Source organism: Duganella sp. GW821-FHT07F09 (genome assembly GCF_059418705.1).
This window is the reverse complement of the sequence record NZ_JBWKQJ010000014.1, coordinates 17091-34893: the sequence shown is the minus strand read 5'-3', so window position 1 is coordinate 34893 and position 17803 is coordinate 17091. Positions and strand designations below refer to the sequence as shown.

At 64.0% G+C, this 17803-nt stretch carries 14 protein-coding genes; 9 read left to right on the top strand and 5 right to left on the bottom strand.

Going from position 1 to position 17803, the window contains the following annotated elements:
* Positions 1 to 125: 125 nt before the first annotated feature.
* A complete protein-coding gene (locus AC07P1_RS29125; RefSeq protein WP_494699120.1) occupies positions 126 to 923 on the top strand; it encodes an SDR family oxidoreductase in 798 nt (265 codons plus the stop codon).
* The gene (locus AC07P1_RS29120) at positions 923 to 2779 is read left to right on the top strand and encodes a glycoside hydrolase family 15 protein (RefSeq protein WP_494699119.1); all 1857 of its coding nucleotides are present in this window, start codon (positions 923 to 925) and stop codon (positions 2777 to 2779) included. Before AC07P1_RS29125 ends, AC07P1_RS29120 begins: the two co-directional genes overlap by 1 nt.
* A 108-nt stretch (positions 2780 to 2887) precedes the next feature.
* Here AC07P1_RS29120 and ppnN read toward each other — a convergent pair whose 3' ends face one another.
* Positions 2888 to 4258, bottom strand: a complete 1371-nt coding sequence (ppnN, locus tag AC07P1_RS29115; RefSeq protein WP_363502691.1) for a nucleotide 5'-monophosphate nucleosidase PpnN — start codon at positions 4256 to 4258, stop codon at positions 2888 to 2890.
* A 267-nt stretch (positions 4259 to 4525) separates the two neighbouring features.
* Between ppnN and AC07P1_RS29110 the strand changes: the two genes are divergently transcribed.
* The 3 genes from AC07P1_RS29110 to AC07P1_RS29100 all read left to right on the top strand — a co-directional run bounded on the left by AC07P1_RS29110 (position 4526) and on the right by AC07P1_RS29100 (position 8106).
* Positions 4526 to 6025: a peptide MFS transporter gene (locus AC07P1_RS29110; protein WP_494699118.1), complete on the top strand. Its 1500-nt coding sequence runs from the start codon at positions 4526 to 4528 to the stop codon at positions 6023 to 6025.
* A gap of 227 nt (positions 6026 to 6252) precedes the next feature.
* Entirely contained in the window at positions 6253 to 7167 is a 915-nt protein-coding gene (locus tag AC07P1_RS29105; protein WP_494699117.1) for a lipase family alpha/beta hydrolase, read from the top strand.
* Between the two features lie 9 nt (positions 7168 to 7176).
* A complete protein-coding gene (locus tag AC07P1_RS29100; RefSeq protein WP_494699116.1) occupies positions 7177 to 8106 on the top strand; it encodes a lipase secretion chaperone in 930 nt (309 codons plus the stop codon).
* 133 nt (positions 8107 to 8239) lie between these two features.
* On the opposite strand, the gene glpD is transcribed toward AC07P1_RS29100, so the two are convergent.
* A complete protein-coding gene (gene glpD, locus AC07P1_RS29095) occupies positions 8240 to 9775 on the bottom strand; it encodes a glycerol-3-phosphate dehydrogenase (protein WP_494699115.1) in 1536 nt (511 codons plus the stop codon).
* Between the two features lie 216 nt (positions 9776 to 9991).
* Here glpD and AC07P1_RS29090 point away from each other — a divergent pair, with 216 nt between their 5' ends.
* Positions 9992 to 12319 carry a penicillin-binding protein 1A gene (locus tag AC07P1_RS29090; protein WP_494699188.1) on the top strand — a complete coding sequence of 776 codons (2328 nt, stop codon included), beginning with the start codon at positions 9992 to 9994 and terminating at the stop codon, positions 12317 to 12319.
* A 30-nt stretch (positions 12320 to 12349) separates the two neighbouring features.
* Here the strand turns inward: AC07P1_RS29090 and AC07P1_RS29085 are convergent, their stop codons facing one another.
* Positions 12350 to 13030 carry a TetR/AcrR family transcriptional regulator gene (locus tag AC07P1_RS29085; protein ID WP_494699114.1) on the bottom strand — a complete coding sequence of 227 codons (681 nt, stop codon included), beginning with the start codon at positions 13028 to 13030 and terminating at the stop codon, positions 12350 to 12352.
* A 211-nt stretch (positions 13031 to 13241) separates the two neighbouring features.
* On the opposite strand from AC07P1_RS29085, the gene yfiR reads away from it, so the two are divergent.
* Genes yfiR through yfiB form a run of 3 tightly spaced genes read left to right on the top strand, consistent with a single transcriptional unit; the run spans position 13242 to position 15558 of the window.
* Positions 13242 to 13751 carry a regulatory sequestration protein YfiR gene (yfiR, locus tag AC07P1_RS29080; RefSeq protein ID WP_494699113.1) on the top strand — a complete coding sequence of 170 codons (510 nt, stop codon included), beginning with the start codon at positions 13242 to 13244 and terminating at the stop codon, positions 13749 to 13751.
* A complete protein-coding gene (gene dgcN, locus AC07P1_RS29075) occupies positions 13748 to 15004 on the top strand; it encodes a diguanylate cyclase DgcN/YfiN (protein WP_494699112.1) in 1257 nt (418 codons plus the stop codon). The genes yfiR and dgcN overlap by 4 nt, the downstream gene beginning before the upstream one ends.
* An 8-nt stretch (positions 15005 to 15012) precedes the next feature.
* Positions 15013 to 15558 carry an outer membrane lipoprotein YfiB gene (gene yfiB / locus AC07P1_RS29070; protein WP_494699111.1) on the top strand — a complete coding sequence of 182 codons (546 nt, stop codon included), beginning with the start codon at positions 15013 to 15015 and terminating at the stop codon, positions 15556 to 15558.
* Between the two features lie 7 nt (positions 15559 to 15565).
* On the opposite strand, the gene AC07P1_RS29065 is transcribed toward yfiB, so the two are convergent.
* Positions 15566 to 16255 carry a hypothetical protein gene (locus AC07P1_RS29065; RefSeq protein WP_494699110.1) on the bottom strand — a complete coding sequence of 230 codons (690 nt, stop codon included), beginning with the start codon at positions 16253 to 16255 and terminating at the stop codon, positions 15566 to 15568.
* A 253-nt stretch (positions 16256 to 16508) separates the two neighbouring features.
* Positions 16509 to 17642, bottom strand: coding sequence for a GGDEF domain-containing protein (locus AC07P1_RS29060; RefSeq protein ID WP_494699109.1), 1134 nt, complete (start codon positions 17640 to 17642; stop codon positions 16509 to 16511).
* Positions 17643 to 17803: the final 161 nt, after the last annotated feature.

The window sequence follows — 17803 nt, the reverse complement described above, 5'->3', positions numbered from 1 at the left end:
GCGGTTTTTTTTCGCCTGCGATTTGGCCGCTTGTGTGCGGTGGGAGCGTTACGACATGATAGGCGCGCTGCGGAAATTTCCGGGCAGGCCTAGAATGGGCCGATATCCGTCGCAAGGAGCCCATCATGCACCTCACGCTGCAAAACCAGACCGCGATCGTCACCGGCGCAAACTCCGGACTTGGACGCGGCATCGCGCTGGCATTCGCCAAGGCCGGCGCCAACGTCGTCGTCAACTATCACAGCCACAAGGACCAGGCCGACGAAGTGGTAGCCCTGATCGCCGCCGATGGCGGACAGGCCATCGCGGTGCAGGCGGACGTCGGCGAAGAGCCGGACGTGCTGGCCCTGTTCGACGCGGCCGCCAAGCGCTTCGGCACCGTCGATATCGTGGTGGCCAACTCCGGCCGCCAGGACGACGCGCCCAGCGCCGACATGACCCTGGCACAATGGGAAGGCGTCCTGAAAACCAACTTGACCGGCCAATTTCTGTGCATGCGCGAAGCCGTGCGCCTGTTCCGCAAACAGGGACAGCGCGAGGTCTCGCGCGCACTGGGCAAGATCATCTGCATGAGTTCCGTCCACCAGCGCATCCCGTGGGCCGGCCATGTCAACTACGCCGCATCCAAGGGCGGCGTGCACCTGTTGATGGAAACGATGGCGCAGGAAGTGGCGCCCGAAAAAATCCGCATCAACGCCATCGCGCCGGGCGCCATCAAGACCCCGATCAACGCCGAGGTGACCGCCGATGGCGGCACTCCGGAACTGCTTAAACTGATCCCGTATGGCCGCGTGGGCAAGCCGGAGGATGTCGCCAACGCGGCGCTGTTCCTGGCCTCCGACCTGGCGGACTACGTGGTCGGCAGCACGCTGTTCGTCGACGGTGGCATGTCGCTGTATCCGGGCTTCGAGGACAACGGCTGATGGCAGCCGGCGCCAAGGGCAAATCGTCCGCCAAGACCAAGCCGAAAACCAGGGAACGCGCCGAGCGTGACATCGCCGACCACGGCGTGATCGGCAACCTTGGCACCGTCGCGCTGGTGGCCTGCGACGGCGCCATCGACTACATGTGCTGGCCGAACCTCGACAGTCCCAGCATCTTCGCCGCGTTGCTCGACGCGGAAAAAGGTGGCGTGTTCGAACTGACGCCGGAGATCGGCGATCCGCGCGTCGTGCAGATGTACCTGCCCGACACCAACGTACTGCTGACCCGCTGGATGGGCAGCGACGCCAGTGCCGAAATCACCGACCTGATGATCGACACCAGCGACGTCGGCGAGGCCCCTACCCGGCTGGTGCGGCGCGTGACCGCCACCCGTGGCACCGTCACCATCCGCATGCGCTGTGCGCCGCGCTATGATTACGCGCGCGTGGTGCCGTCGGTCGCGATCAAGAAAGGCGGCGTGATCTTTTCCGGCAAAGGCAATCCGTCGATTCGCCTGAGCGGCGACGCAGATTTCGTCAAGGGCAACGGCGAGGCGAGCGCCAATGTGGTGCTGCGCGCCGGGCAGAGCGTGACCTTCATGCTCGACGAACCGGACGAAGACCCGGCCGACGCCAACACCATCGGCCAGTTGATCGACGCCACCATCGTCCGCTGGCGCGCGTGGGCGGCGCAATCGACCTACAAGGGCCGATGGCGCGACGCCGTCACCCGCTCGGCGCTGGTGCTCAAGCTACTGACCTCGCGCCGCCATGGTTCCATCGCCGCCGCCGCGACCTTCGCGCTGCCGGAGGCCAAAGGCGGTGTGCGCAACTGGGACTACCGCGCCGCGTGGATACGCGACTCGTCGTTCTCGATCTACGCGCTGATGCGGCTCGGCTATCACAACGAAGCCAAGGACTTCTACCGCTGGCTGGGTGACCGCGCGCTCCACTCCAGCAAAGGCGGACAACTGCAGGTCATGTATGCGCTGGACGGCGGAGAGATCGCGCCCGAACGCTCGCTCGATCATCTATCCGGCTATGACGGCGCGGCGCCGGTCCGCATCGGCAACGACGCCGTCACCCAACTGCAGCTCGATATCTACGGCGAGTTGATGGACTCGATCTACCTGAGTAACAAGTACGGCGAGGCGATTTCGCACGACCGCTGGCAAGGGGCGTGCCGGGTGATCGACTATGTGTGCCGGCACTGGAACGAAGCCGACGCGGGAATATGGGAGGTGCGCGGCCCGCCAAGCCATCACCTGCACTCGCGCCTGATGTGCTGGGTGGCGATCGACCGCGCGATACGGCTGGCCAGCAAACGCTCGCTGGCGGCGCCGTTCACGCGCTGGATCAAGGTGCGCAACGCGATCCACGATGACATCTGGTCCAATTTCTGGAACGAGAAGCTGGGACATTTCGTCGAGGAGCGCGGTGGCAAGGATCTGGACGCGGCACTGCTATTAATGCCGCTGGTGCGCTTCGTCGGCGCCACCGATCCGCGCTGGCTGGCCACCCTGGACGCCATCGGCAAGCGACTCACCGATGACGGCATGGTCTATCGCTACAAGCGCGATGACGGCCTGCCTGGAAAAGAAGGAGCGTTCTCGGCGTGTTCGTTCTGGTATGTGGAGTGCCTGGCGCGCGCCGGACGGATGGACGAGGCGCGGATGATCTTCGAAAAGCTGCTCAAATATGCGAATCACCTACAGCTGTATGCGGAGGAATTCGACGAACGCGCGAACTTGATCGGCAATTTCCCGCAAGGGTTCACCCATCTGGCGCTGGTCAGCGCGGCGTTCTACATCGATCGCGAGATGGAGGGGCGCGGCCAAAGGGATTGGCCGGCGTGATTGACTACGGAGACACGTAGGGCGGATTAGCGCGCAGCGCGTAATCGGCCATGAGCCGCCAGCGGCCCTTGCATGGCCGATTACGCTGCGCTAATCCGCCCTACGTGATCATTGGATCACTCGGTAGCAGGGGGTGTACGCCTTGCCCGCCAACTTCATGCGGCTTTGCTCGACGAACGACGCCAGCAGCGCGTCCATCGGCCCCATAATCTCCTTGTCGCCATGGATCTCGAAGTGGCCGAACTTTTCGATCGCGCGGATGCCCTCGTCCTTGACGTTACCCGCCACCACACCCGAAAACGCCCGGCGCAGATTCGCCGCCAGCAGATGCACTTCCTGGTTCTTGTGCAGACTCAGGTTGCGCATGTTCTCGTGCGTCGGCGCGAACGGCTTCTGGAATTCGCGGTCGATCTTCAGGCCCCAGTTGTAGTAATACGCGTCGCTGCGGCTCTTGCGGAACTCGCGCACCTGCTTGATCCCGGCCTGCATCTCGCGCGCCACCAGTTCCGGATCGTCGATGATGATCTTGTAGCGCTGCTGCGCCTCGGGTCCCAGGGTGTCGAGGATGAACTGGTTGATCTGCACGAAGTACTCGCGCGACGTCTCCGGTCCGGTGAACACCAGCGGGAACGGAATCTCCGCGTTATCCGGGTGCAGCAGGATGCCCAGGATGTACAGGATTTCCTCCGCCGTGCCGGCGCCGCCCGGGAATACGACGATGCCGTGACCCGTGCGCACGAACGCCTCCAGGCGCTTTTCGATGTCCGGCATGATCACCAGCTCATTGACGATCGGGTTCGGCGATTCGGCGGCGATGATGCCCGGCTCCGTGATGCCCAGATAGCGACCGTGGGCCAGGCGCTGCTTGGCGTGGCCGATGGTGGCGCCCTTCATCGGGCCTTTCATCGCTCCCGGGCCGCAGCCGGTGCAGATGTCGAGGTCGCGCAGGCCCATTTGATAGCCCACTTCCTTCGAGTAGTTATACTCGGCGCGGTTGATCGAGTGTCCGCCCCAGCACACCACCAGGTTCGGATTGAGCATCGGTTTGAGCACGCCGGCGTTGCGCAGGATGTGGAAGACCGCGTCGGTGATGTCCTCGGTGCGGCTCATGTCGAACTTCTGCGTATCGGTCACCTCGTTGCTGACGAAGACGATATCGCGCAGCACCGCGAACAGGTGTTCGTGGATGCCCTTGATCATTTTGCCGTCGACGAAGGCGATCGCCGGCGCGCCCTTGATATCGAGCTTGATGCCGCGCTCGCGCTGCACGATGCTGATCGAGAAGGACTCGTAACGCTCCAGCAGCTCCTTGCCGTCGTCGATGGTGCTGCCGCAATTGAGCACGGCCAGTGCGCAATTGCGAAAGACGTTATATAGGCCGCCCTGGCTTGTGTCGAGCAGCTTGTTCACTTCCGCCTTCGAAAGGATCTCCAGCTGTCCTTCGGGCGAAATCAAAGTATCGATAACGTCATGTTCCATGTTGCGTAAATCCTTATTCAGATTCGATGTCACGTAGTAGGCCTGCAATGCCAATATACGACAACTCGGCAATCTGTGGGGGCGGAGATTGTGCGCCGCATATAATCTTCGCCGTTTCGGGATTTATTATCACAAATGTCACGATCTTGCAGCGACCGCTACAAAAAGTAGGTCGCGCCGCGTTTGTAGATTAAAATGGCGCCCAATTTGGCCCCCCACAAGGGGGCCGGAGACACTTTTAATCGATCATAAATTAGGAGAAGCCGCATGAGCGGTGCTACCACCACCAACACGGAAGTCGCTATTCCCGAGTTCAAACAGATCATGGGCCACCCGGCCCCGCTCTGGATGTTGTTCATGACCGAATTCTGGGAGCGTTTCGCTTTCTACGGCATCCGTTGGGCGCTCGTGCTCTACGTCGTCGCACAATTCTATAACGGCGATTCGTCCGGCGAATCGGCCGCCAACCTGGTCTACGGCTCCTACCTCGCGCTGGTCTACGCCGCCGCGCTGTTCGGCGGCTATGTCGCCGACCGCGTGCTGGGATACCAGCGCTCCATCCTCGTCGGCGCGGCCTTCATGGCCGCCGGCCTGTTCATGATCGCCTTCCCCGACCAGACGGTGTTCAAGTTCGGCCTGGCCACCATCATCGTCGGTAACGGCATGTTCAAGCCGAACATCTCGACCATGGTCGGCAAGCTGTACTCCACCGGCGACACGCGCCGCGATTCCGGCTTCACCATTTTCTACATGGGTATCAACTCCGGCGCGATGGTCGCCCCGGTGCTGACCGAGTGGCTCGCCACGGCGATTTTCGGCACCAACGGCATGCCCGCTTACAAAGTGGTGTTCATGTCGGCCGGCGTCGGCATGCTGATTAGCCTGATATGGTTCTTCATCGGCCGCCGCAATCTGAAAGGCATCGGCGCCACGGATGCTCAAACCGGCGATCCGAAACGCCTGCTGTATGTGATCATCGGCTCGCTGTGCGTGATCCCGGTGGTCTACATGCTGCTCGCGGCGGGCGCCAAGAGCCTGCAGGGCGTGCTGACGGTGCTGTTCATCCTGCTGGCGGTCATGCTCATGGTCGAAGGGATCAAGAACGGCAAGGTCGCGCGCGACCGCGTCATCGCCATGCTGCTGATCTTCTTCTTCAATATCATGTTCTGGATGTTCTTCGAACAGGCGGGCAGCTCGTTCACCTTCCTGGCCGAGAAAATCGTCGACCGCGAAATGTTCAACTGGACCTTCCCCGTGGCCTGGTTCCAGACCGTGAACTCGCTGGCGATCATCACCTTCGCGCCGCTGATCGCCTTCATTTGGGTCGCCATGCGCAGCAAGAATCCATCGATCCCGCGCAAGTTCGGTCTTGGCCTGCTGTTCAACGGCGCCGCCTTCGGCCTGCTGATGTACGCGCTGTCGATGCTGGTCGATATCGACAACAAGATCCCGTTCTGGACCCTGTTCATGGTCTACGTGCTGCAATCGATCGGTGAGCTGTGCCTGTCGCCGATCGGCCTGTCGATGGTGACCAAGCTGGCGCCTACCCGCCTCGTCGGCCTGGGCATGGGCGGCTGGTTCCTGTCGACCGGTATCGGCAACAACCTGTCGGGCATCTTCGCCTCGGCGGTGTCCGGCGAAAGCGGCATGTCGGTGACGTCGGCGCTGTCCGGCTACACCTTCGGCTTCTATTCGCTGATGGCCGGCGGCGTGCTGCTGTTCCTGATCGCACCGCTGATTCAAAAGCTGATGCACGGCGTGAAATAAGCCGCACGCCACAGTAACCCGCTCCCGCCAGGGAGCGCGATGCCGCCCACGTGACACCGGGCGGCATTTTTTTTGCTCTTCATCGTTTTTACCACGTTATTGCGCCGCGTCATGCTTTCCCCGAATAACGGTGCTACATTCCATTACCGAGCGCTTGCTTTGTTTTTGACCTGGCGCCGGCGACTTCCCAGCATCTCATTTCCTAAAAAATAACAAATGGAGACAAAATGAAGAATCGCTTCTGGAAATACGTATCAATCGCCCTTATCGCCGTCACCGCCCTGCCCGTCCCGTCCTGGGCGGCCGGCTACACCCAAACCAAGTACCCGATCGTCATGGTGCACGGCTTTTTAGGCTTCGAGAGCGTCGGACCGCTCGAGTACTTTTACGGCATCACCTCCGCCCTGCGCAGCGGCGGCGCCAATGTCTACGTGACGACCGTCTCGGCCGCCAACAGCACCGAAGTGCGCGGCGAGCAGATGCTCACCCAGGTCAAGCAAGTCCTGGCGGTGACCGGCGCGGCCAAGGTCAATTTGATCGGCCATAGCCACGGCGGCCCGACGGCCCGCTACGTGGCCTCGGTCAGGCCGGACCTGGTGGCCTCGGTCACCAGCGTGGGCGGCGTGAACAAGGGCTCGAAGGTGGCCGATATCCTGATGGATAACGCTCCCGGCGCCAGCACCGTGGTGCTCGGCGCGGTGGCGAATCTGATGAGCATCGTGTCGAACAACACCGGCAAGCCGCAGGACGCCACGGCGGCCATGACGTCGCTCACCACTGCCGGTTCGCTGGCGTTCAACAGCCGTCATCCGGAGGGCGTGCCATTGTCGGCCTGCGGCGAAGGCGCCTATCAGGAGCGCGGCGTCTACTACTTCTCCTGGAGCGGCGGCAAACAGCTCACCAACCTGCTCGACCCGCTCGACGCGCCGCTCGCGCTGACGGCGCTGGCCTTCAACGGCGAGAAGAACGATGGCCTGGTCGCCAGTTGCTCCAGCCATCTTGGCCGCGTGATCCGCGACGACTACGCGATGAACCATCTCGACGAGGTCAACCAGACGGCCGGCCTGGTCAGCCTGTTTGAAACCAGTCCGGTGACGGTCTACCGCCAGCAGGCCAACCGCCTGCAGGGACTTGGCCTCTAGGAGCGCGGCATGCACACGAACGTGAAGAGAGCCGGTGTGGCCGTCCTGCTGCTGGCCGGCTGCGCGCTGTATTTCAGCCGCGACGAGGCGCCCGCAGCGCCGGCGCAGGTTCGCCAACCCGGTTCCGGCCCCTTCGCGTTCGTGCCGTCGATGGAAGGCACGCGCCCGGACGGCGACATCAAAACGCTGGCCGGCGAACAGTTGGTGGTCGACGCGGAGCTCGGGCATCTGTTCGACTACTACCTGGCGGGCCTGGGCGAGAAGGACCTGGGCGCGATCCGTATGGAGATCGAACGGGAGCTCGATCGCCGCCTCGCGCCCGGCCCGGCGCGGCAGGCCAAGCTGCTGCTGTCAAGTTACCTGGCCTATAAACAGGCGCTGGCGGGCATCGAAGCGAAGCTGGCGCCGTCCGGAGACGTGGCGCAGTCGGCGCGCGCGCGGTTGGCGGCGATGCGCGCCCTGCGTTCGACGTATTTCACGCCGGAGCAAAGCGCGGGCCTGTTCAGCGCGATCGATATGGCGGACGACGACGCGGTGGCACGGCTGGAGGTGGCCGTCGACAAGACCTTGAACGGGGAGCAAAAACAGGCGAAAGTGGCGGCGCTTGACCAGCGCATGCCGGCGGCATTGCGCGAGGAGCGAGAGGCGCCGGCCAGAATCATCCGGCTGGAGGAATCGGTGGCGCGGCTGCGTGCCGGCGGCGCGGGCGACAATGAGGTCTACAGCCTGCGCGCGGCGACGTTTTCACCGGAGGCGGCCGCGCGTCTGGCCGACGTCGACCGCGACGAGGCGGCGTGGAAAGCCCGCATCGGCGCCTATCAAACGCAGCGCGCGACATTGCTGGCGCAACCGGCGCAACAGCAAGCCACCGCGCTACAGCACCTGCGCGACCAGAGTTTCAGCCCGGAAGAGCAACGCCGCCTGGGCGCCTACGAATGACCAAGCGTCAATCTAAACCACGTAGGGCGGATTAGCGAAGCGTAATCCGCCAATGCATGCGTCTCGACGGCTCATGGATTGGCGGATTACGGCGTTCCGCCTAATCCGCCCTACGTGATTAACCCGACCAGCATCACGTGCGCTGCATCGGATTGGCGTTCAACCAGTCCTGCAGCTTGTCGGCGGTATCCGCCGGCAGATGCAGGCCCAGTTTCGAGCGCCGCCAAAGGATATCCTGCGCCGTGCGCGCCCACTCGTAGCGGCGCAGGTATTCAACCTCCGTCGCGTACAACCCCGGCGCGATCTGCTCACCCATGCCCTCCACATCGTTGCGGTCGCACAGCAGCGTATGAATCCGCGTGCCGTAAGCCCGCGCATAGCGCAGCACCAGCAGCGGCGGCAACCACGCATAGCGCGCCTGCATGGTGCGCACCCACGCATCGAACTGCAGCACCGATTTGTTCTGGGGCTCGGCGCCGTACACGTCACCGCCCGGCAGGCAGGCGTTGTGCGTCCATCCGCCGTGGCGGTTGTCCAGCGACTTGGCGATCAAATCGACCGCCTCCTCGGCCAGCTTGCGGAAGGTGGTGATCTTGCCGCCGAAAACACTAAGCATCGGCGGCCCGTCGCTGTCGACCTCCAGCCGGTAATCGCGCGTGACGGCCTTTGCGTCGGCGCCATCCTCCACCAGCGGGCGCACGCCCGAATAAGTCCACACCACGTCCGCCGGCACGATAGGCTTGACGAAATACTGGCTGGCCAACTGGCACAGGTAGGAGATTTCGTCCTCGCCGATGGCAACCTGGTTGGCGTCGCCGTGATAATCGAGGTCGGTGGTGCCGATCAGCGTGAAATCGCGCTCATACGGAATGGCGAAGACGATGCGCCCGTCCGGATGCTGAAAGATATAGGCGTTGTCATGCTCGAAGATGCGCTTGACGACGATATGGCTGCCCTTGATCAGGCGCAGGTTGCCGCCGCCCTCCTTGGGCAGCGCCGCGTGCAGCAGGTCGGCCGTCCAGGGGCCGGCGGCGTTGACCACGTAGCGGGCGTTGACGCGGATATTGCCGCAACTGGGCTTGTACAAGGTCGCCTCCCAGTCGGCCGCCTTGCGCACCAACGAATTGCAGACCGCCTGCGTCAGGATGGTGGCGCCCTTCTCGCAGGCGTCGATGGCGTTCAACACCACCAGCCGCGAGTCGTCGACCCAGCCGTCCGAATAGATAAAGCCGCGCTGGAACTCCGGTTTGAGCGGCTTGCCGGCCGCGTGGCAGCGCAGGTTGACGCCCGACGACGCGGGCAGCAGCTCGCGCTTGGCCAGCAGGTCGTAGAGCATCAAGCCGGCCCGGATCAGCAGCGCCGGGCGCTGTCCTTTCGCGTGGGGCATGACGAAACGCATCGGCCACATGATGTGCGGGGCGGCGCGCATCAGCGTTTCGCGCTCGATCAGCGCCTTGCGCACCAGGTTGAATTCGTAGTATTCCAGATAACGCAGGCCGCCGTGTATCAGCTTCGTCGACGCCGACGAAGTATGCGACGCCAGGTCGTCCTTCTCGCACAAGACCACCGATAGTCCCCGCCCCGCCGCGTCGCGCGCGATGCCGGCGCCGTTGATGCCGCCGCCCACTATCAGGACATCGCAATCGAGTGTGTGCTGCGGTTCCGCCATGTCTTCCCCGGTTGTATAGCCAAATTAACTAGAAACCCTCTAAGTTACTCTACGTTACGTGAAATTTGCCATTCCTCATAGGGTGCCGCACCCATTCCACCCCAAAAAGCCACGTTCCGTTTAAGCGAACGCAAATTTTGATGGTCTATAATCGGGCCAACAGTTACCTCATGAGATCAAGCTTTGACCGCTTCCCCTATCGCACTACCCAAATGGATGACCCGCCGTAACGCCATCCGAGGTTTTATCGTGGCCGGCGTGGCCGCCCTGATCGCCGGCGCCCTGCTGCTGGGCTACCTGCTGCTGATCGTCGCCCCCAATCTGCCCGCGCTCGACGCCGTGACCGACTACCGGCCCAAGATCCCGCTGCGCATCTATACCGCCGATAACGCCCTGATCGGCGAATTCGGCGAGGAACACCGCGACTTCGTGCCGATCAAGGACATGCCGGAACTGATGAAGAATGCGGTGCTGGCCATCGAGGACAAGCGTTTTTACGACCACAATGGTTTCGACTGGCGGCGCGCGATGGGCGCAGCGCGCGCCAACCTGGGCGGCGCGCGCCGCCAGGGCGGTTCGACGATCACCATGCAGGTGGCGCGCAATTTCTTCCTGACGCGCGATAAATTCTATAGCCGTAAAATTAACGAGATCATGCTGGCCCTGAAGATCGAGGCGGCGCTGAGCAAGGACGAGATCCTGGAGCTGTACATGAACCAGATCTACCTTGGCCAGCGCTCGTACGGCTTCGGCAGCGCGGCGCAGACCTACTTCGGCAAATCCCTCAAGGAACTCGATGTTGCCGAAATGGCCATGCTGGCCGGACTGCCGCAAAATCCGGCCCGCCACAACCCGGCGGTCAATCCGAAACGCGCCAAACAACGCCAGCGCGTGGTGCTCAAGTCGATGCGCGATCTGGATTACATCACCGAGGACCAGTACCAGAAGGCGCTGCACCAGACCTTGCGCGTGAGCACCCGCGGCCAGCAGTTCGACACCCACGCCGAATACGTGGCCGAACTGGCGCGCCAGGCCGTCTATGCCCAGTTCAAGGAGGATTCGTACACCAAGGGCATCAGCGTCTACACCACCATCCTCAAGGCGGACCAGGACGCGGCTTATGAATCGGTGCGCCGCAATGTGCTCAACTACGACCAGCGCCACGGCTATCGCGGCCCGGAGGCCTTCATCACGCTGCCGGCCGACGAGGAGGAGCGCGACGACGCCATCGAGGAGGCGCTGCAGAAGCGCCCGAGCAGCGACCGCCTGATTCCCGCCGTGGTGCTGGCAGCGGGTCCGAAGGCGGTCAAGGTGCAGAACCCCGCCGGCGAGGAGATCACCATCACCGGCGACGGCCTGCGCCTGGCCGCCAACGCCCTCACCGACAAGGCCAGGGACGCCGTGCGCCTGCGCCCCGGCGCGGTGATCCGCATCATGCAGGGCAATAAGGACGCCTGGTCGATTTCGCAGGTGCCGCTGGTGGCGGCGGCCTTCGTGTCCATCGACGCCGTCAGCGGCGGCTACCACGCCCTGGTGGGCGGCTTCGATTACAACCTGCAGAAGTTCAACCACGTCACGCAGGCCTGGCGCCAGCCCGGATCGGCGATCAAGCCTTTCGTCTATTCGGCCTCGCTGGAAAAAGGCTTTTCTCCGGCCACCCTGCTCAACGACGCGCCGCTGGAGCTGACCAGCGCCGAAACGGGCAACGAGCCGTGGAGCCCGCGCAACGACGACGGCAAGTTCGACGGCCCGATCACCATGCGCTACGCGCTGGCCGAGTCGAAGAACGTGGTGTCGGTGCGCATCCTGCGCTCGATCACCGTGCCTTACGCGCACAACTACCTGGGCAAGTTCGGTTTCGACCTGGCCAAGCATCCGAAAAACCTGACCATGGCGCTGGGCACCGGCTCGGTCACGCCGGCGCAGATGGCCGGCGCCTACTCGGTGTTCGCCAACGGCGGCTACGCGGTCGAGCCGTATCTGATCGCCAAAATCGTCGACGGCGACGGCAAGATCATCAGCGAAACCAAGCCGCGCACCACCCTGCCCGACGAGGCCCGCGTGATCGATCCGCGCAACGCCTTCGTCACCGACAGCATGATGCGTGAAGTCACGCGCACCGGCACCGGCGGCGCGGTGGCGCGCCTGGGCCGTCACGACATGGCCGGCAAGACCGGCACCTCCAGCGAAGCGGTCGACGGCTGGTTCGCCGGCTACGGCGGCGGCATCGTGGCGGTGTCGTGGATGGGTTATGACGATTCGAAATCGCTGGGCGGCAAGGAGTTCGGCGCCACCGTCGCGCTGCCGATCTGGATCGATTACATGAAGGTGGCGATGAAGGGCCGTCCGCCGCAGGATCGCCCGGTCCCGGCGGGAATGACGCAGGTCGGCGGCGAGTGGCTGTACGACGAATTCACCGGCGACGCGGCGCGCACCACGCTCGACATCGAGGAAACGCCGCCAGGCGCCGAGAACATGGTGCCGATGTCGACCGGCGCCGAGAACATCGCGCCGGTGCCGGTGCCGGTGCCGCGCGGCCAATAAAGTTGGCCGGTAAGCCGGCGACAGGGACGGTCAGGCCGACAGATAGCCGCGCATCATCCGCACGGCGCTGTCGGCGAACATGTCGGGCGTGACATTGGCGGCGCGGTACTTCCAGCGCTTGACGTACCAGTCCTGGAAGGTGGCCATGATGTGCGCCGCGACCAGGTCCGCGCTGCCCGGCGGACGGCCGGGAATGCGCGCGATCACGTCGGCGAACAGCGACTGCACGTACAACTCCGACGCCTTGGCGGTGTGCCGGTGCTGCGCCTGCAGCACCCGCGAATCCATGAAGACGAAATAAAACCACGGCTGCAAAATCTCGGACACGTAGATCGACGCGCGGATCAGCGCCTCGAGCTTGTCGAGCGGCTCGACCAGCTCGTCGAACAGGCGCGGCATCTCGTGGGTGGCGTGGCGCACCACGTCCTCGATCATCTCCGCCAGTTGATCCTTGTTGCTGATATAGCCATACAGGCCGCCCATCGACAGGCCGGTCTCGTGGCACAGGTCGCGCAGGTTCATCGCGCGGAAGCCGACCTCGTTTGCCAGCTTGAAGGTGGCGTTGAAGATGCGTTCCAGGTTCTCCAGCGCCGGCTTGCGGCGTTTTACCGTGATGCGCTCGGCATTGCGGTCCAGCAGATAAGACCAGATGTTGACGCCGTCGAGCGGCGTCATGGTCTGGAATTGTTCCAAGTCGAATTGTGCCCGCAAGATAGTCTCTGATGTGGTTTTATTAATAACGTATTCGTCCATCTTAGCACAAGCCTCCCGCGCCCCCTCCCGACAAATTGCTGCCTTACCCATATTTCACTTGTTTTTCGGACACAATAACAGCAAAATTCCACCTTCACTCCACCCCGACCATCCGGCTCCCTTGCAACTCCTCCGCCCCCTTCCCGTCCGGCGCCTCCTGATCGCGGTCATGTCGGCGGTGCTGCCTCAGCTGCCGGGGCCGGCGCTGGCGCAGAACACGGCCAACGTCGACGAGCTGGCCGATCTGGTGCTGGGCATCGTCCAATACACCCGCTGGCCGGGGGCGCCGGAGCCGATCACGCTGTGCCTGGGCGACAACGACGCCGGCGCCGCCGCGCTGGCCGCGGCCTTCGCCGCCATGACGCCGGCGCCGCCACTCAAGGTCGCGATGCGCCGCATGGAGCCGGCGCTGGCGGCCGAGCTGTTCGGCTGCCAGGCGGTGCTGTTCCCGGACATGCCCACGGCCGCCCAGCAAGGACTGTTGTTGAAATTGAATAAACGCCCCATTTTGACCCTGGGCCGGGGCGAGAATTTTTGTTCCTACTCCGGCCAGATCTGCCTGATTGAAGGCGCGAAGGGACTGCGCTTTCGCGCCAACCTCGACGCCATCGCCTTCAGCGGCCTGCGCCTGAATCCGCGCATGTTGCAGCTCGGTGTGCGCGACGGAGCGGCGCGATGAGGCCTGCACCGCAGAGCATCGCCGCGCTGGTGCGGCGCGGCCAATGGCGCAGCGTGCTGGTGGCGCTCGGCTGCGCGACCGCCCTGATGGGCGGCGTGGCGCTGTACAGCCTGCAACAGCAGGCCACCCACGCGCTGTCGCTGGCGGCGCGTTCGCTGGCCTACGCCGGCGAGCCGGCGTTGCGTTTCAAGGACACCGACGCCCTGATGGAGCTGGTCAAACCGCTGGCCGACAGCGAGCAACTGGCCACGGTCGAGGTACTGGACCGGCGCGGCGAAGTGCTGCTGCACTACCGTCGTCCGCCGGCCGGCCACCACGACGCGCTGGCGCGCCGGGTCGCCGCGTGGCTGCTGCCGATGTCGGTATCGGCCCCTGTCGCGGCCGGCGCGCGGCCGCTGGGCGAGGTGCGCCTCAGCTCCGACGGCCGCGTCCTGCTCGACTCCCTGGCCGGCCTGCTGGCGGCGGTGCTGTCGTCGCTGGCCCTGAGCGCGGTCGCGGCGTGGTGGTGGTCGCACCGGCTGGCGCGGCTGATCGTCGAACCGGTGTCCGCGCTGGTGCGCCTGACCAAGGAGTTGCGCGAACACCGCCGTTTCGACTCGCGGGCCGACATCGGCACGGTGGTGGAAATCAATACGCTGGCGGAGGATTTCAACCACCTGCTGACGGAGCTGCAATCGCACCAGCACGAAATCGCCGAGCGCCATGAGGAACTGAGCAGCGCCAACCTGCGCCTGCGCCATACCAGCCTGCATGACGGTTTGACCGGCCTGCCCAACCGCCGCTATCTGGTCGAGCACCTGCGCGAGATGCTGGCGCGTTGCCGCAGCATGGACGAACGAGCCGCCGTGCTGTTCATCGACATGGACCGCTTCAAGCAGGTCAACGATTCGATGGGGCATGCCGTCGGCGACGTCCTGCTCGAGACCCTGGCGCAGCGTCTGCGCGCCTCGGTGCGGGAAACGGACTTCGTGGCGCGCCAGGGTGGCGACGAGTTCGTCGTGCTGCTGTATCCCATCGGCGACTCGGACGACGTGCTGTCGTCGATCTCGCGCATCCGGCAATCGTTGCTGCAGCCGCTAAGGCTGGCAGACGGCCAAATTCTGCCGCTCGGCGTGACCATCGGCGGCGCCATCTACCCGGACCACGGCGACAGCATCGACGCCCTGGTCAGCTCGGCGGACTCGGCCATGTACGCGGCCAAAAGCCGCGCGCGCGGCAGCGACGCACTTTTTCAACCACAAGTTATAGAATAATCGACACCATGACCGTATTTCATCGCCGGGCTTCGACAGCCCTGTTCAACCTCGCGGCCGTGGCGCTGGCCGCCGGCCTGCTGGGCGCTTGCGCCGCCCCCAAACCGGTCGAGCCGGCCGCGCCGGTCATCACGGCGCACCAGGCGGCGCTGCAGTCGCTCGGATTCAAGCCGACCACGCGCGGCTGGGAAAAAAGCCTGAGCACCGACGGCGGCGGCGAGGTGGGCGGACGCGTGACCTTCGGCTTCGACAGCGACAAGCTGACCGACGAGGGCGCGAAGGACATCGCCGCCACGGCGGCCGTGCTGTTGTCGGTCGGCGTCAGCGAACTCAGTATCGAGGGACATACCGACAACCGGGGCGCGGCGACCTACAACCAGGCGCTGTCGGAACGCCGCGCGGCGGCGGCCGCGCAGGTGTTCGTGGCGGCCGGTTTCAAGGAAAGCAACATCCGCCGCGTCGGCTACGGCGACGCGCGGCCGATCGACGACAACGGCACCGAGGCCGGGCGCGCGCAGAACCGCCGAGTGACCATCATCGTCAGCGCGGTGTGACAGCGGCTCAATCGACGTAGCGCGCGATGAAGTAGACGCCGGTCATCAGCAGCGAGGCGAAGCCATACAATCTCCACATGTGGGACGCGTGCATTTTATACAGGTCGATGCGCTGCTCGACGAGCGCGGCCCTGAACTCGTCGCGGTGTGCAACGAGCGCATCTTTAAACTCGTCGCGTTGTGACATCAGCGCATCCTTGAACTCTTCGCGCTGTGACATCAGCGCATCCTTGAACTCTTCGCGCTGTGCGACCAACGCATCCTTGAAGTCTTCGCGCAGTGCGACCAGCGCATCTGTAAACTCCTCGCGCTGTTTCGCGAGCATCGCATTTACCTCGTCGCGGTGCTGTGTCAAGGCGGCGGTGACCGCTTCGCGGTGATGCGCCAGCCCGGACTGAAACTCCTCGCGGAGCTTAGCCAGCGCCAAATTAAAATCATCCCTCTGCCGCGCGAGCGCCACGTTGAATTCAAGCTTCTGCTCATATAAGGCGGCCATGACGCGCTCGCCAAGCACATGAATCTCATTGCGCAGCGACTGAACATCCTCCTTGGTCGCAAAGCTGGTTCGTATCACAGCCACATCCACCTCCACCGCCGACATGCGTTTCTCGACCACGGCGAGACGCACTTCGACACGTCCATCATAGGCGCCACGGGGCGCGTTTTCAATTGGATTCTCTTCGTTGTTGGCAGGCATGATCGCTCCTCGGTGGACGGGCGGAACGACCAAGTTAACACGCGCCACCCGCGCTTCGTTTGAGGCGTATCACAAAAAAAAAGCAAAAAAAAGCAGCCACGGGGGCTGCTTCACTGTACCGCTACGCCACGAGGTGGCTTGCTTATTGTTCGAATCACAGACAATATGCGGGCCGGCGGATTGCACGTCAACAGTTATCGCACATGGTGTGGCGCGCCGGGGACAATCGCAACCGGCGCGGCACCGCAGCAATTTAACCGGCGGTCACGCGGTTCCGCCCAGCCCGCTTGGCCTCGTACAAGGCCGCGTCGCCGACCGAAATCAGTCGGATCAGGTCGTACCCATGCTGATCCGAGCAAGCCACGCCAAGGCTGGCGGTGAAGCGCACCGTCACATCGCCCATGGCCGCAACGGTCAGCTCGATGCCCGCACGCAAACGCTCGGCCAGCCGCAGCGCGTCATCCAGGTTCAAATCGTCCAGCACCAGCACGAACTCCTCGCCGCCGAAGCGCGCCAGCACATCGTGCGGACGCAACTCCATCCTCAGCAAGGCCGACAAATGGCGCAACACCTCGTCGCCGACCAGGTGGCCATGGTTATCGTTGATCGCCTTGAAATGATCAACGTCGATCATCACCACCGCCAGGCTGCGCCCGCCGCGCTGGGCCCGCAGTCCCACCCGCTTGCCCTGCAGCTCCAGGCCGGCGCGGTTGAGCGTGCCGGTCAAGGTGTCGAGCGTCGACAGCCGGCGCAGGCGCTCGGCGTAACGCCGCATCACCATCACGATCAGCCCGAACGAGATGCAGATTTGCGCTAGCGGGATCACCAGCGCCGTCACGCCCATCATCAGCGCGTTGGCCGGGTCGGACAAATCGGTGTCGAGCAGCACGTGCGTGCCGCGCAGCAGCAGCGCGCAACCGAGCGCGACGAAGCCGGTCACGCCGATGCAATTGACCCGCCAGCCGCCATGCCGAGCGATGGCGGCGGCGCACCACAAATCGAGCGCGCCGAAATAGAAGCCGCTAAACACCAGCCGCGCGCAACGGCTGGGCTCGACCAAGGTGTAGTAACCGGGAACCAGCAGAGCTATAACGGTGATCAGCGCGATCATCGGCCACGACAAGGTGGCGGCGCCGTACACGCGCAAGCCGCGCAGCACCAGCGCCAAGCCGAAGGCGATGATGCCGTAGCCTGCCACGCTGGTGAGCAGCGGCGGCAAGGTCTCCACGAGCGTCATGACCACGCCCGCCGACACGCAGACATTGCCCGCCGCCCACCAGCGCAGTTCGGACGGACTGTCCGCATAGTTCGCGGACGCCGCCACCAGCGCCGTGGTCAGCAGGGTCACGCACAAGTGAACCAGTAACAGGGTTTCGAGATGAAGCACGCCGATGTCCGCGATGAGCGCTGGTTGGTCAAAAACAGCGCAGTATAGAACCAATCGAACAGTTGCTGCGATGAAATTTCCGATAGGCCCGCCGTTATCCGTGCGAATCGGGTAGAGTGGCACTTCTAGCAACCCGGCACAGCAACCTTTCCACTGCAACC

What these genes read in the sequence shown, in the direction of transcription:
- AC07P1_RS29125 (WP_494699120.1), top strand. Translation starts at nt 126, where the DNA reads ATGCACCTCACGCTGCAAAACCAGACCGCGATCGTCACCGGCGCAAAC.
- AC07P1_RS29120 (WP_494699119.1), top strand. Translation starts at nt 923, where the DNA reads ATGGCAGCCGGCGCCAAGGGCAAATCGTCCGCCAAGACCAAGCCGAAA.
- ppnN (WP_363502691.1), bottom strand. Translation starts at nt 4,258, where the DNA reads ATGGAACATGACGTTATCGATACTTTGATTTCGCCCGAAGGACAGCTG.
- AC07P1_RS29110 (WP_494699118.1), top strand. Translation starts at nt 4,526, where the DNA reads ATGAGCGGTGCTACCACCACCAACACGGAAGTCGCTATTCCCGAGTTC.
- AC07P1_RS29105 (WP_494699117.1), top strand. Translation starts at nt 6,253, where the DNA reads ATGAAGAATCGCTTCTGGAAATACGTATCAATCGCCCTTATCGCCGTC.
- AC07P1_RS29100 (WP_494699116.1), top strand. Translation starts at nt 7,177, where the DNA reads ATGCACACGAACGTGAAGAGAGCCGGTGTGGCCGTCCTGCTGCTGGCC.
- glpD (WP_494699115.1), bottom strand. Translation starts at nt 9,775, where the DNA reads ATGGCGGAACCGCAGCACACACTCGATTGCGATGTCCTGATAGTGGGC.
- AC07P1_RS29090 (WP_494699188.1), top strand. Translation starts at nt 9,992, where the DNA reads ATGACCCGCCGTAACGCCATCCGAGGTTTTATCGTGGCCGGCGTGGCC.
- yfiR (WP_494699113.1), top strand. Translation starts at nt 13,242, where the DNA reads ATGTCGGCGGTGCTGCCTCAGCTGCCGGGGCCGGCGCTGGCGCAGAAC.
- dgcN (WP_494699112.1), top strand. Translation starts at nt 13,748, where the DNA reads ATGAGGCCTGCACCGCAGAGCATCGCCGCGCTGGTGCGGCGCGGCCAA.
- yfiB (WP_494699111.1), top strand. Translation starts at nt 15,013, where the DNA reads ATGACCGTATTTCATCGCCGGGCTTCGACAGCCCTGTTCAACCTCGCG.
- AC07P1_RS29065 (WP_494699110.1), bottom strand. Translation starts at nt 16,255, where the DNA reads ATGCCTGCCAACAACGAAGAGAATCCAATTGAAAACGCGCCCCGTGGC.